Source organism: Streptomyces sp. NPDC020299, from assembly GCF_044387825.1.
GTDB lineage: Bacteria > Actinomycetota > Actinomycetes > Streptomycetales > Streptomycetaceae > Streptomyces.
In genome coordinates this window covers 217,824-236,520 of record NZ_JBIRWL010000007.1, presented here as the reverse complement: position 1 = coordinate 236,520, position 18,697 = coordinate 217,824, and the positions used below count along the sequence as shown (strand labels likewise).

The window sequence follows — 18,697 nt, the reverse complement described above, 5'->3', positions numbered from 1 at the left end:
GGGCCATTTCACGTACTCACGGATTCAGCCTCACGGCTTCAGTCTCACGGCTTCAGTACGAGGGTGTCGCTGGTGCTGCCGTCGACCGCCTTGCTGGAGAACGACCAGGGCAGCAGCTCGCCCTTGGCCCACTTGCCGGTCTGGTCGGTGTAGTGGGCGCTGAAGGCGTGTCCTGAGGCACCGCTGAGGTTGATCCACTTCGACTTGTCGAGGTCGTCGAGGTTGACCACCATCCGCATCGACGGCACCCAGACCACGCCGTAGCCGCCGGCCGCGTTCCAGCCGGTCGCGTTGACCGTCGCCTCGCCGCCGCTGAGCTTCCAGGGGCCGCGGTTGAGGATGTACTTCAGGAAGCCGGGGCCGTCGGTGCCCAAGGTCTGGTTCTTCAGGAACAGGCGGTGCAGCCGGCCCCAGCTCCAGGTGTCGATGTCCTTGCCGAGCTTGGCGGTCAGCTCCCAGCGGGCGTCGATCATGGCGCGCTTGAACAGCTCGTCGCGGTTGTCGGCCTTGTTGCGGTCGCCCACTCCGGCCGGTGTCTTCCACCAGTCGCTGTTCGGCTTGTCCATGAGGGTGCGCACGACCTCGAACCAGCGGTCGCCGCCGTCCGGCTGCGCCTGGTCGGCGTCGCGCTCGCCGCACTCGCGCACCTTGGCGTCGTCGTCCACCGGGCCGGTGGAGTCCATCTTGTCCACCCACAGGCACTGGCCCTTGACCCGCAGTTCCTTGGGCATCTTGTTGCCGAAGGCCAGCTTGAGGATGTTGCGCCAGACCGCGTTGAAGTAGGCGGCCGCCGCCGAGTCGGCGTCCTGGGTGTAGTCCCAGCCCTCCAGGAGCTTCTGGGCGTCGCGGACGTCCTTGTCCTTGAGGTTGATCTTCAGCAGCTTGGGCACCAGCAGCTTGGCGATCTCACTGCTGTTGTCCAGCTGCATCTGGCGCATGTCGTCGGTCGAGATCTTGCCGCCGCCCTTGATCTTCGACTCGATCAGGTCGGCGATCCGCTGGCTGCGGGTGCCATAGCCCCAGTCCGTGGTGAGCGTGTAGGGGTACTTGTCGTCGACGACGGCCTGGTTGGCGGTGACGATGTAGCCGCGCTTGGGGTCGAACTCGTAGGGCAGCTCGTCCTGCTTGATGTAGCCGGTCCACTTGTACTTGGAGTTCCAGCCCGGCGCCGGGATGGAGCCGTCGTCGCCCTTCGCGCGCGTGGGGATCTTGCCGGGCAGGGTGTAGCCGATGTGGTTCTTGGTGTCGGCGTAGACCAGGTTCTGCGAGGGCACGTCGAACAACGCGGCAGCCGAACGGAAGTCGTTCCAGTTCGCGGCCTTGTCCATGGCGAAGACGGCGTCCATGGAGGTGCCCGGCTGCAGGGCGGTCCACTTCAGGGCGATGCCGTAGCCGTCGCCGCGGTCGGGGGCCGCCGTGTCGACGGTGGCCTTTCTGCCGACGTTGACGAGTTCGTCGTCGCGGTCGGAGAGCAGGGGCATCCCGTCGTTGGTCTGCCGGACGACGATCTTCTTGGACGAGCCGCCGGCGACCTTGATGGTCTCCTCACGGCTCGTGAAGGGCCGGACCTTGCCGTCGTACAGGTAGCCCTCGCCGCTGAGCTTCTCCAGATAGAGGTCGGTGACGTCGACGCCGGAGTTGGTCATACCCCATGCGATGTCGGCGTTGTGGCCGATTATCACGCCCGGCATGCCCGCGAAGGTGTAGCCGGTGACGTCGTACTGGCACTTGCTGGAGACCGCGCGGCAGTGCAGGCCCATCTGGTACCAGACGGAGGGCAGCGAGGCCGACAGGTGCGGGTCGTTGGCCAGCAGCGGCTTGCCGCTGATGGTGTGCTTCCCGGCGACCACCCAGGAGTTGGAGCCGATGCCCTGACCGTTCACGCCGACGGCCGCGGGAACGTTGTCGAGGACCTTGTAGAGGCCCCCCAGCTGGCTGGTGACGCCCGAACCGGAGGTCCCGGCGTTGCCCGCCGTGCCGCCCGTGCCCGTCGTGCCGCCCGTGCCCGTCGCGCTGCCCGTACCGCCCGTGCCCGTCGTACCGCTCGCGCCCGTGGTGCCCGACGTACCGCTACCCTGCTCGAACGTCTTGGTCAGCGCGTTGTACTGACCCTCCTGGACGATCGCCTTGTTGCGGCTGTACGGGTAGTCCGGGTACAGGTCCGCGATCTGCTGGGGGCCGAGGCGGCTGGTCATCAGGGCGCGGTCGATCTCGTCCTGCATGTTGCCGCGCAGGTCCCAGGCCATCGCCTTCAGCCAGGAGACCGAGTCGACCGGGGTCCACTTCGCCGGCGCGTAGTCGTTGGTGAAGCCCAGGGCCGCGTACTCCAGGGAGATGTCCTTGCTGTCCTTGCCCTGGAGATAGGCGTTGACTCCCTTGGCGTACGCCTGGAGGTACTTCTTCGTCTCCGGCGACAGCTTGGTGTCGTACTCCTTCTGGGCCACGCGGTCCCAGCCCAGGGTGCGCAGGAACTCGTCGTTCTTGACCTGGCCCTTGCCGAACATCTCCGACAGCCGCCCGGAGGTCATGTGGCGGCGCACGTCCATCTCGTAGAACCGGTCCTGCGCCTGGACGAAGCCCTGCGCCATGAAGAGGTCCTCGTCCGACGAGGCATAGATCTGCGGGATGCCGTTACCGTCCCGCTTCACGTCGACCGGCCCGGACAGGCCGTCGAGCGTGATGGATCCCTTGGTCTGCGGGAAGGAGGCGCGCACGGTACTGATGGACCAGTAGGCCCCGTAGGCGATGCCTCCGATGATGGCCAGCACCAGTACGAGCACGACAAGACGGGCTTTGCGCCCCTTCTTCCTGCCGGACTTGCCGGGCTTGTCACCCGTTGAGGCGGTGGTATTGGGGGGCATCGCTGTCCTTGCTGTCCTAACGCGAGCGGCAGGCGGTACTGGAGTGCTGGAGCAACCATAGGCGCAGGGCTCGGTGCCCCTTGACGCGGTGTCGGGTCCAGACGCGGACGGACGTTCGATCTTGCCTTGTGGTTCGTCAAGAAATCGTCAAGAGTTAGGTAAGGTAATGAAGTAACCGCAGAAGTCGACCGGAACACTTGCCCGGGAACCCGCCTTCCGGATCATCGGGACCCTGCCTTCCGGAACAAAAGGGGAGGAACCGCCGCTGTCCGTCCACCACCTCGACCAGCTCCTGCTCGTCTGCTCCGTCGTCCTGCTCGTCGCCGTCGCGGCGGTCCGGATCTCCTCGCGCAGCGGGCTCCCCAGCCTGCTCGTGTATCTGGGGATAGGCGTCCTCATGGGCCAGGACGGCATCGGGAACGTCCACTTCGACAACGCCGAACTGACCCAGGTCATCGGTTACGCGGCCCTGGTCGTGATCCTGGCCGAGGGCGGTCTCGGCACCAAGTGGAAGGAGATCCGGCCGGTCCTGCCGGCCGCCTCCACCCTGGCGCTGGCCGGGGTCGCGGTGAGCGTCGGCGTGACCGCCGTGGGCGCGCACTACCTGGTCGGACTGGGGTGGCGGCAGGCGCTCATCATCGGGGCGGTGGTGTCCTCCACGGACGCGGCGGCGGTCTTCTCGGTGCTGCGCAGGATCCCCCTGCCCGCGCGCGTGACGGGCACCCTGGAGGCGGAGTCCGGCTTCAACGACGCCCCGGTGGTCATCCTGGTCGTCGCCTTCTCCACGGCCGGCCCGGTCGAGCACTGGTACGTGCTCGTGGGCGAGATACTCCTGGAGCTGGCCATCGGCGCCGCCGTCGGCCTCGCGGTGGGCTGGCTGGGCGCCTGGGGCCTCAGGCACGTGGCGCTGCCCGCCTCCGGCCTCTACCCGATCGCCGTGATGGCGATCGCGGTCACGGCGTACGCCGTCGGCGCCCTGGCCCACGGCAGCGGCTTCCTCGCCGTCTATCTCGCCTCCATGCTCCTGGGCAACGCCCGGCTCCCGCACTGGCCCGCCACGCGCGGCTTCGCCGAAGGGCTCGGCTGGATCGCCCAGATCGGCATGTTCGTGCTGCTCGGCCTGCTCGTCACCCCGCACGAACTGGGCGACGACATCTGGCCCGCGCTCGTCATCGGCCTGGCGCTGACCATGGTGGCGCGCCCGCTGAGCGTGGTGCTCAGCCTGGCGCCGTTCCGGGTGCCCTGGCCGGAGCAGGCCCTGATGTCCTGGGCCGGGCTGCGCGGCGCGGTGCCCATCATCCTGGCGACGATCCCCATGGTGAACGGCGTCGACACGAGCCACCGCATCTTCAACATCGTCTTCGTACTGGTAGTCGTCTACACCCTCGTCCAGGGGCCGACACTGCCCTGGCTGGCCCGCGCGCTACGGCTCGGCGACGGCTCGGAGGCCGCCGACCTGGGCATCGAGTCGGCACCCCTGGAGCGGCTGCGCGGCCACCTGCTGTCGGTGGAGGTCCCCGAGGGCTCACGGATGCACGGCGTCGAGGTGAACGAGCTGCGGCTGCCGGCCGGGGCCGCCGTGACCCTCGTCGTCCGCGAGGGGAAATCGTTCGTTCCGCTGCCGACCACGGTGCTGCGGCACGGGGACGAACTCCTCGTGGTCGCCACCGACCCGGTCCGGGACGCAGCGGAACGACGCCTGCGCGCGGTCGGGAGGGGCGGCAAGCTGGCCGGATGGCTGGGTACGAATGGGACAAACCCCAGGTGAACACCGGTCGTCGTGCTCTGCTTCACAGCCGTACCCGGCTTGATCCCTGTAAGATGAAGGCTGTAGAACCCTGATCGAACCAACTCTGCCTGACGCAGAGCTGGCGCGACCGTATGGCGGCCGGGCGCTCCCGCAGTGGATGCCGGTATCTACCGCAGTTCCGCGCAAGAGGACAGCTCTCGGCGCCCCCTGACCGTATGAGGGGTCGCGCTACCAGGCGGCAGAAAGGCACGGGCCGTGGAGTCCACGGTCACCACCGAGCGCCCCGGATACGGACAGCTGCTGCGCACCCGCGGCGCCTGGACGTTCCTGCTCCCCGGCTTCGCGGCGCGCCAGCCGTTCGCGATGCTCACCCTCTCCATCGTGCTGCTCGTGCAGCACACCACCGGCTCCTACGGCGCGGCAGGCGCCGCCGCGGCCGTCACCGGCGTCTCCATGGCACTGTTCGCGCCCTACAGCGGCCGCCTCGCCGACCGCTACGGCCAGCGCGCGGTACTGGTTCCCGGTGTCCTCGTGCACACCCTGTCGGGCCTGGCCCTGACGGCGCTCGCGCTGGCCCACGCACCGCTGTGGGCACTGTTCGCGGCGGCCGTGCCGACCGGCGCCTCGGTGCCGCAGATCGGCCCGATGGTGCGCGCCCGCTGGGGCGTGCGGCTCAAGGGCTCGCCCCTGATGACCACGGCGGCGGCCTTCGAGTCCGTCACGGACGAGCTGACCTTCGTCTTCGGCCCGCTGCTGGCGACGGCCCTGTGCACCGCCCTGGACCCGGCGGCGGGTCTGGTCGCCGAGGCTTCGCTGACGCTGGTCGGCGGCCTGCTGTTCGCCGCGCGGAAGAGCACCCAGCCTCCCGTGGGCGCCGACGCCGGGCACGCGCGCGTGAAGCACGCCTCCGCGCTGCGCGTCCCGGGCGTGCGCGTGCTGGCGGTGACCTTCCTCGGCATCGGATCGGTGTTCGGCGGCATGCAGGTCGGACTGGCCGCGTTCACCGAGTCGATCGGCGAGCCCGGCCTGAACGGCGTCCTGTACGGCACCTTCGCCGCGGGCAACATGCTCTCCGGCCTCGTCTGCGGCGCCATCGCCTGGAAGACCGCCCCGCAGCGGCGTCTCGTCCTCGGCTACGCGGCTCTCGCGCTGACCGCGTCCGCCCTCTGGACGGCGCACTCCGTGCTCCTCCTCGCCGGGCTCGGCCTGCTGGTCGGCATGAGCATCGCGCCCTCCCTGATCACCGGCTACACCCTGGTCGAGGACCTGGTCCCGGCGGGAGCCCGCACCGAGGCCTTCACCTGGCTGACCGGCGCGGTCGCGCTCGGCCAGGCGGCCGCCGTCACCGTCGCCGGCCAGCTGGAGGACCGCCTCTGGGACGGCGCCGGTTTCCTGGTCCCGGCGGCCGGTACCCTGCTGGCCCTGGCGACCCTGCTGGCCCTGCGGTCGCTGCTCGCCGCCCGGCCCCGGACCCGCACCGTCGCACGTGGCGTCGGTCACCGCTTGCCGATGACGGTGGACTGATCCCCCGGAATACGTCACTATGGATCGTCGTTAGCACTCATCGAGTGAGAGTGCCAGGAGGAAGACAGTGCCCACCTACCAGTACCAGTGCACCGAGTGCGGCGAGGGCCTCGAGGCGGTGCAGAAGTTCACCGACGACGCCCTGACCGAGTGCCCCAACTGCGGTGGCCGCCTGAAGAAGGTGTTCTCGGCGGTCGGCATTGTCTTCAAGGGATCCGGCTTCTACCGCAACGACAGCCGCGGCTCGTCGTCGAGCAGCAGCCCGGCCTCGAAGTCGTCGGGCTCGTCCTCGTCGAGCACCCCGAGCTCTTCGGACTCTTCTAGCTCCTCGTCGTCGGCATCGTCCTCGTCGAGCGACTCGGGCTCCTCGGGCTCTTCGTCGTCGAGCTCCGCCAGCAGCTCCGCCGCCTGACCATTTCCTTACGGGACCCTGCCGTCGTACGACGGCGGGGTCTTCGGCGTCTCCAGGGGCGGCTAGTGTGCTGCTCATGGCGAACTCAGAGACCGGTGTAAACGCGGAGATCGGTGTAATCGGCGGCTCCGGCTTCTACTCGTTCCTCGAGGACGTGACCGAGATCCAGGTGGACACCCCGTACGGGGCGCCCAGCGACTCGCTCTTCCTCGGCGAGGTCGCCGGCCGGCGGGTCGCCTTCCTGCCCCGCCACGGCCGCGGGCACCATCTGCCGCCGCACCGCATCAACTACCGTGCCAACCTCTGGGCGTTGCGGTCCGTCGGCGTCCGCCAGGTCCTCGGCCCCTGTGCGGTGGGCGGTCTGCGTCCCGAGTACGGGCCCGGCACACTGCTGGTCCCGGATCAGCTGGTGGACCGTACGAAGTCCCGGGCGAACTCCTACTTCGACGGGCTGCCGCTGCCGGACGGCACCATCCCGAACGTCGTGCACGTGTCGCTCGCCGACCCCTACTGCCCCACCGGGCGGGCCGCCGCGCTGAAGGCGGCGCGCGGGCGGGACTGGGAGCCCGTGGACGGCGGCACGCTGGTCGTGGTCGAGGGCCCGCGCTTCTCGACCCGTGCGGAATCGTTGTGGCACCAGGCGCAGGGCTGGTCGGTGGTCGGCATGACCGGCCATCCCGAGGCCGCGCTCGCCCGGGAGCTCGAGCTCTGCTACACCTCGCTGAACCTGGTCACCGACCTCGACGCGGGCGCCGAGACCGGCGAGGGCGTCTCGCACGAGGAGGTGCTGCGGGTGTTCTCGGCGAACGTGGAGCGGCTGCGCGGCGTGCTGTTCGACGCGGTGGCGGCCCTGCCGGAGACCGGGGGGCGGGACTGCCTGTGCGTGGAGGCGCTGGGCGGGATGGATCCGGGGTTCGTGCTGCCGTAATCTCCCCGCGGAAGCGCGCGTTCGGGTGGGCGGGTTATCCACAACCCGCCGGTCGTCCACCGGCCCCGGCGAGCTTCGGCGCGAGGCGTCATCGTGGGATCGCAAGCCGATTCCTCGTCTCCTCGCCGCAGGTGGTGGTCCTCGTGCACATGCGTCCCTCGCCCTCCCTTCCCTCGCCTTCCTTCACCCCGCGCCCCTCGCCGTCCTTCACCCCGCGCCCGCCGGGCACCGACGCCCCCGCCACATGCGAGGTGCCGCACTTCGCGCCCGTGCGGGTGCGCGGCGGGCGGTATCAACTACAGCGGCTGGTGCGGCACCGCAGGCGGGCCCTGGCGGTCGGTCTCGCCGTGACCGCAGCGGCGCTCGTGGCGGCGGGACCGCGCACCGCGCCTGAGCCGGAACGCGGAGGGCGGGCACGCGGGCATCCGGCGGCGGGCCCGGTACGACGGCACCCCGCGGCCGAGTTGGTGACGGCGCCGGTCCGGATCGCCGACGCGGCCACCGTGCGGCTGCTCCGGCCCGGCGACCGGGTCGACGTCATCGCGGCCGAGGACCCGGCCGCCGGCGGCGATGCCCGGGTGGTCGCGCGCGGGGCGCGGGTGACGAAGGTGCCGCCCGCCCTGGACGGCACCGTCGAGAGCGGCGGGGCGCTGGTGGTGCTGGCGGTGCCGCGTCCCACGGCGGCGCGGCTGGTCGGCGCGAGCGCGACGGCACGGCTGGCGGTGACGCTGTGCTGAGCGTCTCACCGGGGTCACCTCGGTGGACAGGGGTACCTCGTCGTGCCGTAGGTTGCGGAGCGTTTTGTTCCACACCCTGTGCACGCGAAGAGAGGCCCCGAGGTGAGCGAGAAGAAGGAACCGAGCGTCTGGCAGGGCTTCAAGGCCTTCCTGATGCGCGGCAACGTCGTCGATCTGGCGGTCGCGGTGGTCATCGGCGCCGCCTTCACGAACATCGTCAACTCGGTGGTGAAGGGGATCATCAACCCGCTGGTCGGCGCGGTCGGTACGCAGAACCTGGACAACTACAGCTCGTGCCTGAGCGAGTCGTGCAAAGGCACCCACGGCATCCGGCTGATGTGGGGATCCGTCCTGGGCGCCACGCTCACCTTCGTGATCACCGGCGCGGTGGTGTACTTCCTGATGGTGCTGCCGATGTCCCGGTACCTGGCCCGGATAGAGGCCCGCAGGAAGGCGCGGGAGGGCACGAAGGAGGTCGTGCCGGTGACCGAGCTGGAGGTGCTCGAACAGATCCGCGACCTGCTGGCGGCCGAGCGCGTCTCGGGTCCCGGCGAGCGATAGCGAGGTGCCCGGCTCCGCGGTGGCGGGGCGGGCTCAGATGTGGTGGGGCGGCTTCTCGTCGAGGAAGCGCTTGAGGTCGCCGCCACTGTCCGAATCGGTCCGCTCGCCCCATCCGCGGTCGGTGTCGTCCGAGGACTGCTGGTCCAGCGGGTCGTCGAAGAACAGCCTGGGCTTCGGCTCGCGGGGCTCGGGGGCGGGGGCGGTACTCATGCCCTCAAGGGTACGGGCCGCCCCGGGCGCCCCGGCCCGGGCAGACTGCCCGCATGACAGTTGACGCATTGACGGACGTCATGGGACTCCGGGTGGGACACGCGACCCGGGCCGGCGACGGCCGGCTCACCGGTACGACGGTCGTGCTCGCGCCCGAGGGCGGGGCGGTCGCCGCGGTGGACGTACGCGGTGGCGGCCCCGGCACCAAGGAGACCGACGCGCTCGATCCCCGGAACGTGGTGCGGAAGGTCGAGGCGGTCGTGCTGACCGGCGGCAGCGCGTACGGGCTGGACGCGGCATCGGGGGTGATGGCCTGGCTGGAGGAGCAGCGGCGCGGGGTGCGGGTCGGCGCGGATCCCGCGCACGTCGTGCCCGTGGTGCCCGCCGCCTGTGTCTTCGACCTGGGCCGGGGCGGGGACTTCCGGGCCCGGCCGGACGCGGCCACCGGGCGGGCGGCGGTCGAGGCGGCCGCGGCGAGCCCACCCGGGGCGCCGGTCCCTCAGGGGTGTGTGGGCGCCGGTACGGGTGCCGTGGTGGGCGCGCTGAAGGGCGGGGTCGGCACCGCGGGCACGGTGCTGGACACGGGGGTCACGGTGGCCGCGCTGGTGGTGGTCAACGCCGCCGGGTCGGCGGTGGATTTGGAAACGGGGGTGCTGTACGGGGAGTTGCCCGGGGGCCGGGTGGTGTACCCGGAGGCGCGGGTCCACGAGGCCGCGCGCCGGCGCATCGCCGAGTCCGCGGCGCGCAACGCGCTTCCGCCGCTCAACACCACGCTCGCGGTGGTCGCCACCGACGCGGACCTGTCGAAGGCGCAGGCACAGAAACTGGCCGGCACCGCCCATGACGGCATCGCCCGTGCCGTCCGGCCGGTCCATCTGCTCAACGACGGTGACACGGTGTTCGCCCTGGCCACGGGCGGCCGCCCGCTCGGCGATCCCGATGTCGACCCGCTCGCGCTGAACGCCGTCCTCGCGGCCGGCGCCGACCTGGTGACCCGCGCGATCGTCCGAGCCGTACGCGCCGCCGAGCCGGTGGACGGACCGGGCGGGGCGTGGCCGTCGTACGAGGAGCTGTACGGGGCCCGCAGCGGCCGGCCGTAGATCCCCGGGCTGCTTCGATTGTCCTGGTTCTGTCACGTGGTGACCTTGAACGCGAACGGAGGGAACCCCAACCGAGCCCGGCTGCCTCTTCGTTCACGCACTGGAGCGGATCAAGCACATCACACGAACCTGGAGCAGCCCGTGACAACGCCGGACATTGCAGCGCGGCGCGCACTGGTGGCCTGTGCCGCCCTCATGGTCGGCGCCCTCACCCTCACCGCGTGCGGCGGCGACGCCAGCGCCGACAACAACGACGGCAAGGGCGGCAAGAGCGGCAGCACCTCCACGAAGACGTCCACCGCGAAGATCGCCATCTCGGCGAAGGACGGCTCGACCAGCGCGTCGATCAACGCCACCGGCGTGAAGGTCAGCGACGGCAAGCTGACCGACGTGAAGATGACCGTGGCGGGGTCGGGGCAGGCCGTGGCGGGCGCGATATCCGGTGACGGCAGGAGCTGGCAGCCCAAGGCGCAGCTGGAGCGCGGGACCAAGTACCAGATATCGGCGACCGCGAAGGACGGGAACGGGCGCACGGCCGCCGCCAACTCCATCTTCACCACGGTCACGACTTCGAACAGCTTCATCGGGACCTACACCCCGGACAACGGCAGCACGGTGGGCGTCGGGATGCCGGTGTCCTTCACCTTCGACAAGGCCATCACCGACAAGAAGGCCGTCCAGTCGCACATCACCGTCTCCTCCAGCAGCGGGCAGCAGGTGGTGGGGCACTGGTTCGGGGCGCAGCGGCTCGACTTCCGGCCCCAGGACTACTGGAAGGCCGGTTCCAAGGTCACGATGAAGATCGACCTGGACGGCGTCCAGGGCACGAGCGGCGTGTACGGCGTGCAGAAGAAGACGGTGACCTTCACCGTCGGGCGTTCGCAGGTCTCGACCGTCGATGCCAACACGGAGACCATGACCGTGGTCCGTGACGGCAAGACCCTGAAGTCGGTCCCGATCTCGGCGGGCAGCCCGGAGCACACCACGTACAACGGGCAGATGGTGATCTCCGAGAAGTTCACGCAGACCCGTATGAACGGCTCGACGGTCGGCTTCGGCGGCGAGTACGACATCCCGGACGTGCCGCACGCGATGCGCCTGACCCAGTCCGGCACCTTCGTCCACGGCAACTACTGGTACAACAAGGGCAACCCGCCCTTCGGGCGCGAGGGCACCAGCCACGGCTGTGTGGGGCTCGCGGACGTGCAGGGCGCCCAGGGCGACACCAGCGCCAAGTGGTTCTTCGACAACTCCCTCATCGGTGACGTCGTGGTGGTCAAGAACTCCCCGGACAAGACGGTCGCCCCGGACAACGGGCTCAACGGCTGGAACATGTCCTGGAGCGAGTGGACCGCGGGAAGCGGCGCCTGACCGGCGGTTTCTGACGGAAGACCGGGCCGTGCGGGAACATTCCGCGCGGCCCGCGCGTTTTCCCGGCACACGTTTTCTCGGTTCCCGGACATGATGTCCGACCGAGGGGCTACGGTATGCACCCACAAGGTGACATGCAGCAACGCCGGGAGAAGCCTTGAGCGTTCCGTACGAGACGGCAGCGTACGAACCAGCCGAGTCGCCCGAGTCTCCGGAGGAGCACCTCGAGCGGCTCCTCGGCCGTGCCCTGAACTCCTTCGAGCTGCCCGACGAGTGTCTGCGGCAGCTGGACTGCCCGCTGGCGCACGACGGCTCGCTGCACTCCGCCCACCACAGCGCGGGGCTGCACCGGGAGACGTACCGGCACACCTGGCTGCTCGCCGACGGTTCGGCGGTCACGCTGTGGGAGCTGGTGCACAACACCGCGCCCGGCAGCGAGCCGCAGCACGAGGTGTATGTGGACGAGGAGGAGCTGCGCGCCGCAACGGCCCGGTTGCCGCTGCCGGCGGACACGCCGGACTTCGAACTGCCGGTGCTGACCCAGCTGTCGCCGCTCCCCGAGCCCCGGCATGTGTACGCCTCGGACGACTCGGCGGACCACGCGCGCCGGCTGCTGCGCCGCGCGGAGAACCAGGACCGGCCGGACGATCGGACGGCGGCGCTGCTGGCGACGGCGTTCGCGCACCAGATCACGCAGGCCTTCGGCCGCCCGGGCCGGGCGGGCCGGGGCGCGTTGAGCTTCTCGCTCTACGAGCACGCCTTCCTGCTGCACGACGGCAGGGAGCTCTCCCTCTGGGAGGTCGAGCACACGGCCACGCCCGACGGCCGCCATATGTGCGAGGTGTACGTGTCGGAGGACGCGGCCCGCGACGCGATGGAGCGCCGGGCGGCCCAGCAGGCCTGAGCCGGGCCCGCCGGAGTCCTTCGGCTCAGGGCCGGTCCAACCGCCGTACCAGACCCGCGAAGGCGTCCCTCTCCGCCGGGGTCAGCTCCACGGTCTCCAGTTCGGGGGCCGCCTGCCGCTGGTCCGGGAGGCCGGGAAGGTCCGGGAGAAGGTGCGGCGGCCGGTGGGCGCGCCGTGCGGCGGCCTGGTAGCGGCGGCGGCGCAGGATGCCCGTCACGACGGTCACCCAGGCGGCGGTCACCAGGGCGAGGAGGATCACCGCCACCGGCTGGAGGATCGAGGCGTGCGCAGGCATAAGCCCCAGTACACACCACGGTCCGGGACTCTGGTCCCGGACCGTGACGTATCTCGCAGGTGCCGTGAACAACTCACAGCGCCCTAATAGGACAAGGGCCGCACAGGACAGGAGTGGCGGCCCGTCAGGCGGCGACCGGCTGCTTCCGCTCCGCCGTCGCGGCGGCCGCGCCCGCCGCCGCCCCGTTGCCCGCGGCCTCGGGGGCCTGCTTGCGCATGCCCTTGAGGACGACGACCGCCGCCGTGCTCACGCACACGCCGGCCGCGATGGCGATCAGGTAGAGGAACGCGTTGCCGATCAGCGGGACCACGAAGATGCCGCCGTGCGGGGCGCGCAGAGTGGCGCCGAAGACCATCGACAGGGCGCCGGTGACCGCGCCGCCGGCCATCGCGGACGGGATGACGCGCAGCGGGTCCGCCGCGGCGAACGGGATCGCGCCCTCCGTGATGAAGGAGGCGCCCAGCACCCAGGCGGCCTTGCCGTTCTCGCGCTCGGTCTGTGTGAAGAGCTTGCCGCGCACGGTCGTGGCCAGGGCCATCGCCAGCGGCGGGACCATTCCGGCCGCCATGACGGCCGCCATGATCTTCATCGCGGAGTCACTGGGGTTGGAGACCGCGATACCGGCGGTGGCGAAGGTGTACGCGACCTTGTTGACGGGGCCGCCGAGGTCGAAGCACATCATCAGGCCGAGCAGGGCGCCGAGCAGCAGCGCGTTGGCGCCGGAGAGGCCGCCCAGCCAGTCGGTCATGCCCTTCTGCGCGGACGCGATGGGCTTGCCGACGACCACGAACATCAGGAACCCGACGATCGCCGAGGAGATCAGCGGGATCACCACCACCGGCATGATGCCGCGCAGCACCGCCGGGATGTTGATCTTCTGGATCGCCATCACCACGCCACCGGCGAGCAGACCGGCCACCAGACCGCCGAGGAAGCCCGCGTTGATCGTGGAGGCGATCATGCCGCCCACGAAGCCGGGGACCAGGCCGGGCCGGTCCGCCATGCCGTACGCGATGTAGCCGGCCAGGACCGGGACGAGGAAGCCGAAGGCCACCGCGCCGATCTGGAACATCAGGGCCGCCCAGCTGTGCGACTGGGTCCACACGAAGTGGTCCATGACCGAGGGCGCCGACTTGATCTGGTAGCCGCCGATCGCGAAGCCCAGGGCGATCAGCAGACCGCCCGCGGCGACGAACGGCACCATGTAACTGACGCCGGACATCAGCCACTTGCGCAGCTTGGTGCCGTAGCCCTCGTTGGCGTCGCCGGCCCGGTCGACCGGCGTACCGGCTGCCGCGCCCGCCGTGACCTCGCCGCGCTCCGCCTTGCCGCGGACCTCGGAGATCAGCTCGCCGGGCCGGTTGATGCCCGCCTTCACGCCGACGTCGACGGTCGGCTTCCCGGCGAAGCGGTCCTTCTCGCGCACCGGCACGTCGTGGGCGAAGATCACGCCGTCCGCCTCGGCGATCACCGCCGGGTCGAGCCGGGTGAAACCGGCCGAGCCCTGCGTCTCGACGACGACCTCGACGCCCGCCTCACGCCCGGCGGTCTCCAGCGACTCGGCCGCCATGTAGGTGTGGGCGATGCCGGTCGGACAGGAGGTGACGGCGACGACACGGAACGGCCGCGCCGCCTCGGCCGGGGCCGTGCTGCCCGCTGCGGCGTCGGCGGAGGCCGCCGCCGACGCCGCAGCGGAGTCTTCGGAACCGGAACCAGTCGCTCCGGCGGTGCCGGCCGCCTTGTCCGTCGCCCCTTCCGTCGCCCCTTCCGTCGCCTCTTCCGCCGCCTTGTCGCCCCGGATCAGCGCGGCGGCCGCGGTGGCGTCGCCGGCCGAGCGCAGCGCGGAGGTGAACTCGGCGTTCATCAGCTGCCGGGCCAGCGAGGACAGGATCGTCAGATGGGCGTCGTCGGCACCGGCCGGCGCCGCGATCAGGAAGATCAGGTCGGCGGGGCCGTCGGGCGCGCCGAAGTCGATCCCGGCCGCGCTGCGCCCGAAGGCGAGGGTCGGCTCGGTGACGTGCTCGCTGCGGCAGTGCGGGATGCCGATGCCGCCGTCGAGGCCGGTCGGCATCTGCGCCTCGCGGGCGGCCACGTCCGCGAGGAAGCCCTCGAGGTCGGTCACCCGGCCCAGGGTCACCATGCGCTCGGCGAGGGCGCGCGCCGCCGCTTCCTTGGTGTCGGCGGACAGGTCGAGGTCGACCAGGTCCGCGGTGATCATCTCGCTCATCGCGGGCTCCTTCGCACGCGTATCGCCCGGGGGGTGGGGTGGGCGGGGGTGGGGACGGGGGTGCTGTGAGGGGAGGAGGTTCCGGGTGCGGAGGCGGGACCGGGGAAGCCCCGCCTCCGCGGGCCGGCAGAGCGGCTCAGGGTGCCCTGCCGACCGGCGGTCGCGGCGAGTAACGGGAGACCTCGCCGCTTCATGGGGAACCGTTTCAGCGTGGTCGTCGCGTTCAGCGGGGACGACGTCGCGTCCGGCGCGGCCGTCGCATCCAGTACGGCCGTCATGGCAGTCGTACACACGTTCATGACACCGGCTCCGTCAGCTCACGGTCCACCGGGACCTCCCTCGTGACCGTCACCGCCGCCGGATCCAGGTCGGCCGGGGTCGGCATCACGCTGCCGGGCAGCTGGACGGCAGCCGCGCCGTGCGCGACGGCGGAGGCGAGCGCCTCGGGGCCGCTGCCACCGGCGATCAGGAATCCGGCGAGCGAGGAGTCGCCGGCGCCCACGTTGCTGCGTACCGCGTCTACCCGCGCGCTGCCGAACCAGGCACCCGTGCCGTCCACCAGCAGCTGACCGTCGGCGCCCAGGCTCGCGAGCACGGCCCGCGCTCCCTTCTCACGCAGTTCCTCGGCCGCCTTCACCGCGTCGCCCACGGTCGCCAGGGGGCGCCCGACGGCCTCCGCCAGTTCCTCGGCGTTCGGCTTCACCACGTCCGGGCGTTCCCGCAGGGCCTCGAGAAGCGCGGGCCCGGAGGTGTCCAGGGCGATGCGCTTGCCCGCGGCGTGCGCCCGCGCGACCAGGTCGGCGTACCAGGCGGGGGCGAGACCGCGCGGCAGGCTGCCGCAGCACGCGATCCAGTCGGCGTCACCGGACTGCGCGCGGACCGTGTCCAGCAGCAGTTCCTGCTCCTGGGCGGACAGCTCCGGACCAGGCGCGTTGATCTTCGTCAGGACCCCGTCCGCCTCGGCGAGCGCGATGTTGGAGCGGGTGGCCCCGGCGACCGGGACCGGAGCGACCTCGATGCCCTGCGCGTCCAGCAGATCCGCCACGAGCGCGCCCGGCGCGCCGCCCAGGGGCAGCACCGCGACCGTGCGCTGCCCGGCGGCCGCGACGGCCCGCGAGACGTTGACGCCCTTGCCGCCGGGGTCCATGCGTTCACCGGTGGCACGGATGACCTCGCCGCGGTCCAGCGAGGGCACCTCGTACGTACGGTCGAGGGACGGGTTCGGGGTGACGGTGAGGATCATGCGCGCACTACTTCCGTGCCGCCACGCTCGATGGCGACGGCGTCTTCGGGGCTCAGCCCGCTGTCGGTGATCAGCAGGTCCACATCGCTCAGGTCGCCGAAGCGGGCGAAGTGCTCCTGGCCGTGCTTGGTGGCGTCGGCGAGCAGCACCACCCGGCGGGCGGCCGCGACGGCCGCCCGCTTCACCGCGGCCTCGGCGAGGTCGGGGGTGGTCAGACCGTGCTCGGTGGAGAAGCCGTTGGCCGCGATGAACAGGACGTCGGCGCGGATCTCGCCGTACGCGCGCAGCGCCCAGGCGTCCACGGCGGCGCGCGTACGGTGCCGTACGCGCCCCCCGACCAGGTGGAGCTGGATGCCCGGGTGGTCGGCGAGGCGGGCTGCGATCGGCAGCGAGTGCGTGACGACGGTGAGCCGCGCCTCCAGGGGGATGGCTCCGGCCAGGCCGGCGACCGTCGTGCCGGCGTCGAGGATCAGCGTGCCCTCGGTCGGCAGTTCGGCGAGGGCCGCCTTGGCGATGCGTTCCTTCTCGTCGGCGGCCGTGCCCTCGCGTTCGGCGAGGTCCGGCTCGAAGTCGAGACGTCCGGCCGGGATGGCACCGCCGTGCACCCGGCGGACCAGGCCGGCGCGGTCGAGTGCCTTCAGGTCGCGGCGGATCGTCTCCGCCGTCACCTGGAACTCCTCGGCGAGAGAGAGCACGTCCACCCGGCCGCCGTCACGGGCGAGCCGGAGGATCTCCTGCTGCCGTTCCGGTGCGTACATGTCCGTTCGCCTCCGACTCATGCCCGAACGTGTGGTTTCAGGGGTGAGGCTACGCCCGGATTTCCGGAAAGTAAACAGGTTCGGACCTGATTCGGGCATGAACGGACTTTCGGTCCTCCCGGACGGTGGCACCCGGGCGGGTACGCGAAAGGGCCCGGCGCCTGCGCGGACCGCGCGGACGCCGGGCCCTTTCCTCGGGAGGACTTGGAGGACTTAGAGGACTCAGGAGACGAGCTCCCGCTCCTTCTCCTCCACCGGGAGCGGAGACTCCTCGCCCTCCCCGCCCTCCACGTGCTGCGCCGGCCGCTTGGGCAGGGCGAACATCAGCAGGAAGATCACGCCCATCACCGCGGCCACCCAGCCCAGCGCGTGCTGGAAGGCGTCCACGAACTCGGGGCCCACCTGCGGCGGGGTCAGGTCGTCGCCGATCGAGCCGAAGAAGACCACCGACACCAGCCCCAGCCCGAGCGCGTTGCCCATCTGCTGCACGGTGTTGATCAGCCCGGACGCCGACCCCGCGTGCTCGCGCGGCACCTCGGAGAGCACCGCGTCCGTCAGCGGCGCCACGATCAGACCCATGCCGACACCCATGACCACCAGCGGGAGCGCCATCTGCCAGGAGGCGATGCCCTGGCCGTACCGGTGGGCCTCCCCGATGTAGATCAGGACGCCGAGGGCCATCAGCAGCGCGCCGGCCTGGAGCACCTTGCGGCCGAAGCGCGGCACCAGCTTCTGCACGGACAGCCCGGCCGCCGTGGAGACCGCGATCGAGAAGGGCACCCCGGTCAGCCCGGCCCGCAGCGGGCTCCAGCCCAGACCGACCTGCATGTACAGCGTCCAGACCAGGAAGAACACACCGAGCCCGACCCCGAACACAGTCTGCACCGCGATGCCCGCCGCGAAGCTCTTCACCTTGAACAGCGACAGTTCGATCAGCGGCGAGCCGTCCCGCGCGCCCTTGCGCCGCTCGTACGCCACCAGCGCCGCGAAGACCCCGACCGCACCGGCCATCGACACATACCCCCACAGCGGCCAGCCCAGCTCACGGCCCCGGGTGAGCGGATACAGCAGCATGAGCAGCCCCAGCGTCACCAGCGCGACGCCGACGAGGTCCAGCTTCAGCGCCCTGGGGGCCTTCGACTCGGTGATGAAGCGGCGGCCGAGGAGGAAGGCGACGACGCCGACCGGCAGGTTGATCAGGAAGATGGGCCGCCATTCGAGACCGAACAGGTTCCACTCCGTCAGCAGCGCACCCAGCAGCGGGCCGGAGACCGCACCCAGACCGACGATCGCGCCGAAGAGCCCGAAGACCTTGCCCCGCTCGTGCGCCGGGAAGGTGGCGTGCACGATCGACAGCACCTGCGGCACCATCATCGCCGCCATCGCGCCCTGCAGGATGCGGGAGGCGACCAGCATCTCCGGGTTCGCCGCGAACCCGCACAGCGCCGACGCGAGCGTGAAGCCGCCGATGCCGACGAGGAACAGCCGCTTGCGGCCGTGGATGTCACCGAGCCGCCCGCCGGTGATCAGACCCGCGGCGAAGGCCAGGGCGTAACCGGCGGTGATCCACTGGATCTGGCTGAAGGACGCGCCGGCGTCCCGCTGGATGGAGGGGATCGCGATGTTGACGATCGTGACGTCGACCAGGTCCATGAAGGCGGCGGTCATCACGATCGCGAGAGCGAACCAGCGGCGGCGGTCACCCACCGCCTGCCGGGCGGTGCTGGCGGTGCTTTCGGTGCCGGCGGTACTAACGGTCTCGGTGGAGGTCATGGATCGAATGTAGAGGCCGAGTAGGTCAGATCGTGTCCTACTT

The 18,697-nt window shown here is 71.0% G+C and carries 16 protein-coding genes; 9 read left to right on the top strand and 7 right to left on the bottom strand.

Features of this window, described 5'->3' with window-relative positions; all coding sequences use genetic code 11:
* Positions 1–44: 44 nt before the first annotated feature.
* Positions 45–2,861: a penicillin acylase family protein gene (locus tag ACH45E_RS20040; protein ID WP_361443240.1), complete on the bottom strand. Its 2,817-nt coding sequence runs from the start codon at positions 2,859–2,861 to the stop codon at positions 45–47.
* A gap of 232 nt (positions 2,862–3,093) precedes the next feature.
* Between ACH45E_RS20040 and ACH45E_RS20035 the strand changes: the two genes are divergently transcribed.
* From ACH45E_RS20035 to mscL, 6 genes are all read left to right on the top strand, one after another.
* Entirely contained in the window at positions 3,094–4,629 is a 1,536-nt protein-coding gene (locus ACH45E_RS20035) for a potassium/proton antiporter (RefSeq protein ID WP_361443836.1), read from the top strand.
* A 237-nt stretch (positions 4,630–4,866) separates the two neighbouring features.
* On the top strand, positions 4,867–6,135 hold the full coding sequence (locus ACH45E_RS20030) for an MFS transporter (protein ID WP_361443237.1): 1,269 nt from the start codon (positions 4,867–4,869) through the stop codon (positions 6,133–6,135).
* A 67-nt stretch (positions 6,136–6,202) separates the two neighbouring features.
* Positions 6,203–6,547 (top strand): FmdB family zinc ribbon protein, encoded by a 345-nt coding sequence (locus tag ACH45E_RS20025; RefSeq protein ID WP_361443234.1) that lies wholly within the window; start codon positions 6,203–6,205, stop codon positions 6,545–6,547.
* Positions 6,548–6,623: 76 nt separating this feature from the next.
* Positions 6,624–7,475 (top strand): S-methyl-5'-thioadenosine phosphorylase, encoded by an 852-nt coding sequence (locus ACH45E_RS20020; RefSeq protein ID WP_361443231.1) that lies wholly within the window; start codon positions 6,624–6,626, stop codon positions 7,473–7,475.
* Between the two features lie 149 nt (positions 7,476–7,624).
* Positions 7,625–8,212 (top strand): hypothetical protein, encoded by a 588-nt coding sequence (locus ACH45E_RS20015; RefSeq protein ID WP_361443833.1) that lies wholly within the window; start codon positions 7,625–7,627, stop codon positions 8,210–8,212.
* 102 nt (positions 8,213–8,314) lie between these two features.
* Positions 8,315–8,773 (top strand): large conductance mechanosensitive channel protein MscL, encoded by a 459-nt coding sequence (mscL, locus tag ACH45E_RS20010; protein WP_361443228.1) that lies wholly within the window; start codon positions 8,315–8,317, stop codon positions 8,771–8,773.
* Positions 8,774–8,806: 33 nt separating this feature from the next.
* Here the strand turns inward: mscL and ACH45E_RS20005 are convergent, their stop codons facing one another.
* Positions 8,807–8,983 carry a hypothetical protein gene (locus ACH45E_RS20005; protein WP_361443225.1) on the bottom strand — a complete coding sequence of 59 codons (177 nt, stop codon included), beginning with the start codon at positions 8,981–8,983 and terminating at the stop codon, positions 8,807–8,809.
* A 53-nt stretch (positions 8,984–9,036) separates the two neighbouring features.
* On the opposite strand from ACH45E_RS20005, the gene ACH45E_RS20000 reads away from it, so the two are divergent.
* From ACH45E_RS20000 to ACH45E_RS19990, 3 genes are all read left to right on the top strand, one after another.
* A complete protein-coding gene (locus ACH45E_RS20000; RefSeq protein ID WP_361443222.1) occupies positions 9,037–10,083 on the top strand; it encodes a P1 family peptidase in 1,047 nt (348 codons plus the stop codon).
* Between the two features lie 141 nt (positions 10,084–10,224).
* Entirely contained in the window at positions 10,225–11,454 is a 1,230-nt protein-coding gene (locus ACH45E_RS19995; RefSeq protein WP_361443219.1) for an Ig-like domain-containing protein, read from the top strand.
* Positions 11,455–11,611: 157 nt separating this feature from the next.
* Positions 11,612–12,358, top strand: coding sequence for a DUF6227 family protein (locus tag ACH45E_RS19990; RefSeq protein WP_361443216.1), 747 nt, complete (start codon positions 11,612–11,614; stop codon positions 12,356–12,358).
* A gap of 25 nt (positions 12,359–12,383) precedes the next feature.
* Here ACH45E_RS19990 and ACH45E_RS19985 read toward each other — a convergent pair whose 3' ends face one another.
* The 5 genes from ACH45E_RS19985 to ACH45E_RS19965 form a co-directional block, all read right to left on the bottom strand.
* Positions 12,384–12,653, bottom strand: coding sequence for a hypothetical protein (locus tag ACH45E_RS19985; protein WP_361443213.1), 270 nt, complete (start codon positions 12,651–12,653; stop codon positions 12,384–12,386).
* Positions 12,654–12,777: 124 nt separating this feature from the next.
* Positions 12,778–14,880, bottom strand: a complete 2,103-nt coding sequence (locus ACH45E_RS19980) for a fructose-specific PTS transporter subunit EIIC (protein WP_361443210.1) — start codon at positions 14,878–14,880, stop codon at positions 12,778–12,780.
* A 295-nt stretch (positions 14,881–15,175) separates the two neighbouring features.
* Positions 15,176–16,123: a 1-phosphofructokinase gene (gene pfkB / locus ACH45E_RS19975; protein ID WP_361443207.1), complete on the bottom strand. Its 948-nt coding sequence runs from the start codon at positions 16,121–16,123 to the stop codon at positions 15,176–15,178.
* Positions 16,120–16,881, bottom strand: a complete 762-nt coding sequence (locus ACH45E_RS19970) for a DeoR/GlpR family DNA-binding transcription regulator (protein WP_361443204.1) — start codon at positions 16,879–16,881, stop codon at positions 16,120–16,122. Before ACH45E_RS19970 ends, pfkB begins: the two co-directional genes overlap by 4 nt.
* Positions 16,882–17,103: 222 nt before the next feature.
* Positions 17,104–18,654 carry an MFS transporter gene (locus tag ACH45E_RS19965; RefSeq protein ID WP_361443201.1) on the bottom strand — a complete coding sequence of 517 codons (1,551 nt, stop codon included), beginning with the start codon at positions 18,652–18,654 and terminating at the stop codon, positions 17,104–17,106.
* Positions 18,655–18,697 lie beyond the last annotated feature (43 nt).

Coding starts and splice junctions, on each gene's coding strand:
- ACH45E_RS20005 (WP_361443225.1), bottom strand. CDS start 8,983: ATGAGTACCGCCCCCGCCCCCGAGCCCCGCGAGCCGAAGCCCAGGCTG.
- ACH45E_RS19985 (WP_361443213.1), bottom strand. CDS start 12,653: ATGCCTGCGCACGCCTCGATCCTCCAGCCGGTGGCGGTGATCCTCCTC.
- ACH45E_RS20015 (WP_361443833.1), top strand. CDS start 7,625: ATGCGTCCCTCGCCCTCCCTTCCCTCGCCTTCCTTCACCCCGCGCCCC.
- ACH45E_RS19965 (WP_361443201.1), bottom strand. CDS start 18,654: ATGACCTCCACCGAGACCGTTAGTACCGCCGGCACCGAAAGCACCGCC.
- ACH45E_RS20020 (WP_361443231.1), top strand. CDS start 6,624: ATGGCGAACTCAGAGACCGGTGTAAACGCGGAGATCGGTGTAATCGGC.
- pfkB (WP_361443207.1), bottom strand. CDS start 16,123: ATGATCCTCACCGTCACCCCGAACCCGTCCCTCGACCGTACGTACGAG.
- ACH45E_RS19980 (WP_361443210.1), bottom strand. CDS start 14,880: ATGAGCGAGATGATCACCGCGGACCTGGTCGACCTCGACCTGTCCGCC.
- ACH45E_RS20040 (WP_361443240.1), bottom strand. CDS start 2,861: ATGCCCCCCAATACCACCGCCTCAACGGGTGACAAGCCCGGCAAGTCC.
- ACH45E_RS19970 (WP_361443204.1), bottom strand. CDS start 16,881: ATGTACGCACCGGAACGGCAGCAGGAGATCCTCCGGCTCGCCCGTGAC.
- ACH45E_RS20000 (WP_361443222.1), top strand. CDS start 9,037: ATGACAGTTGACGCATTGACGGACGTCATGGGACTCCGGGTGGGACAC.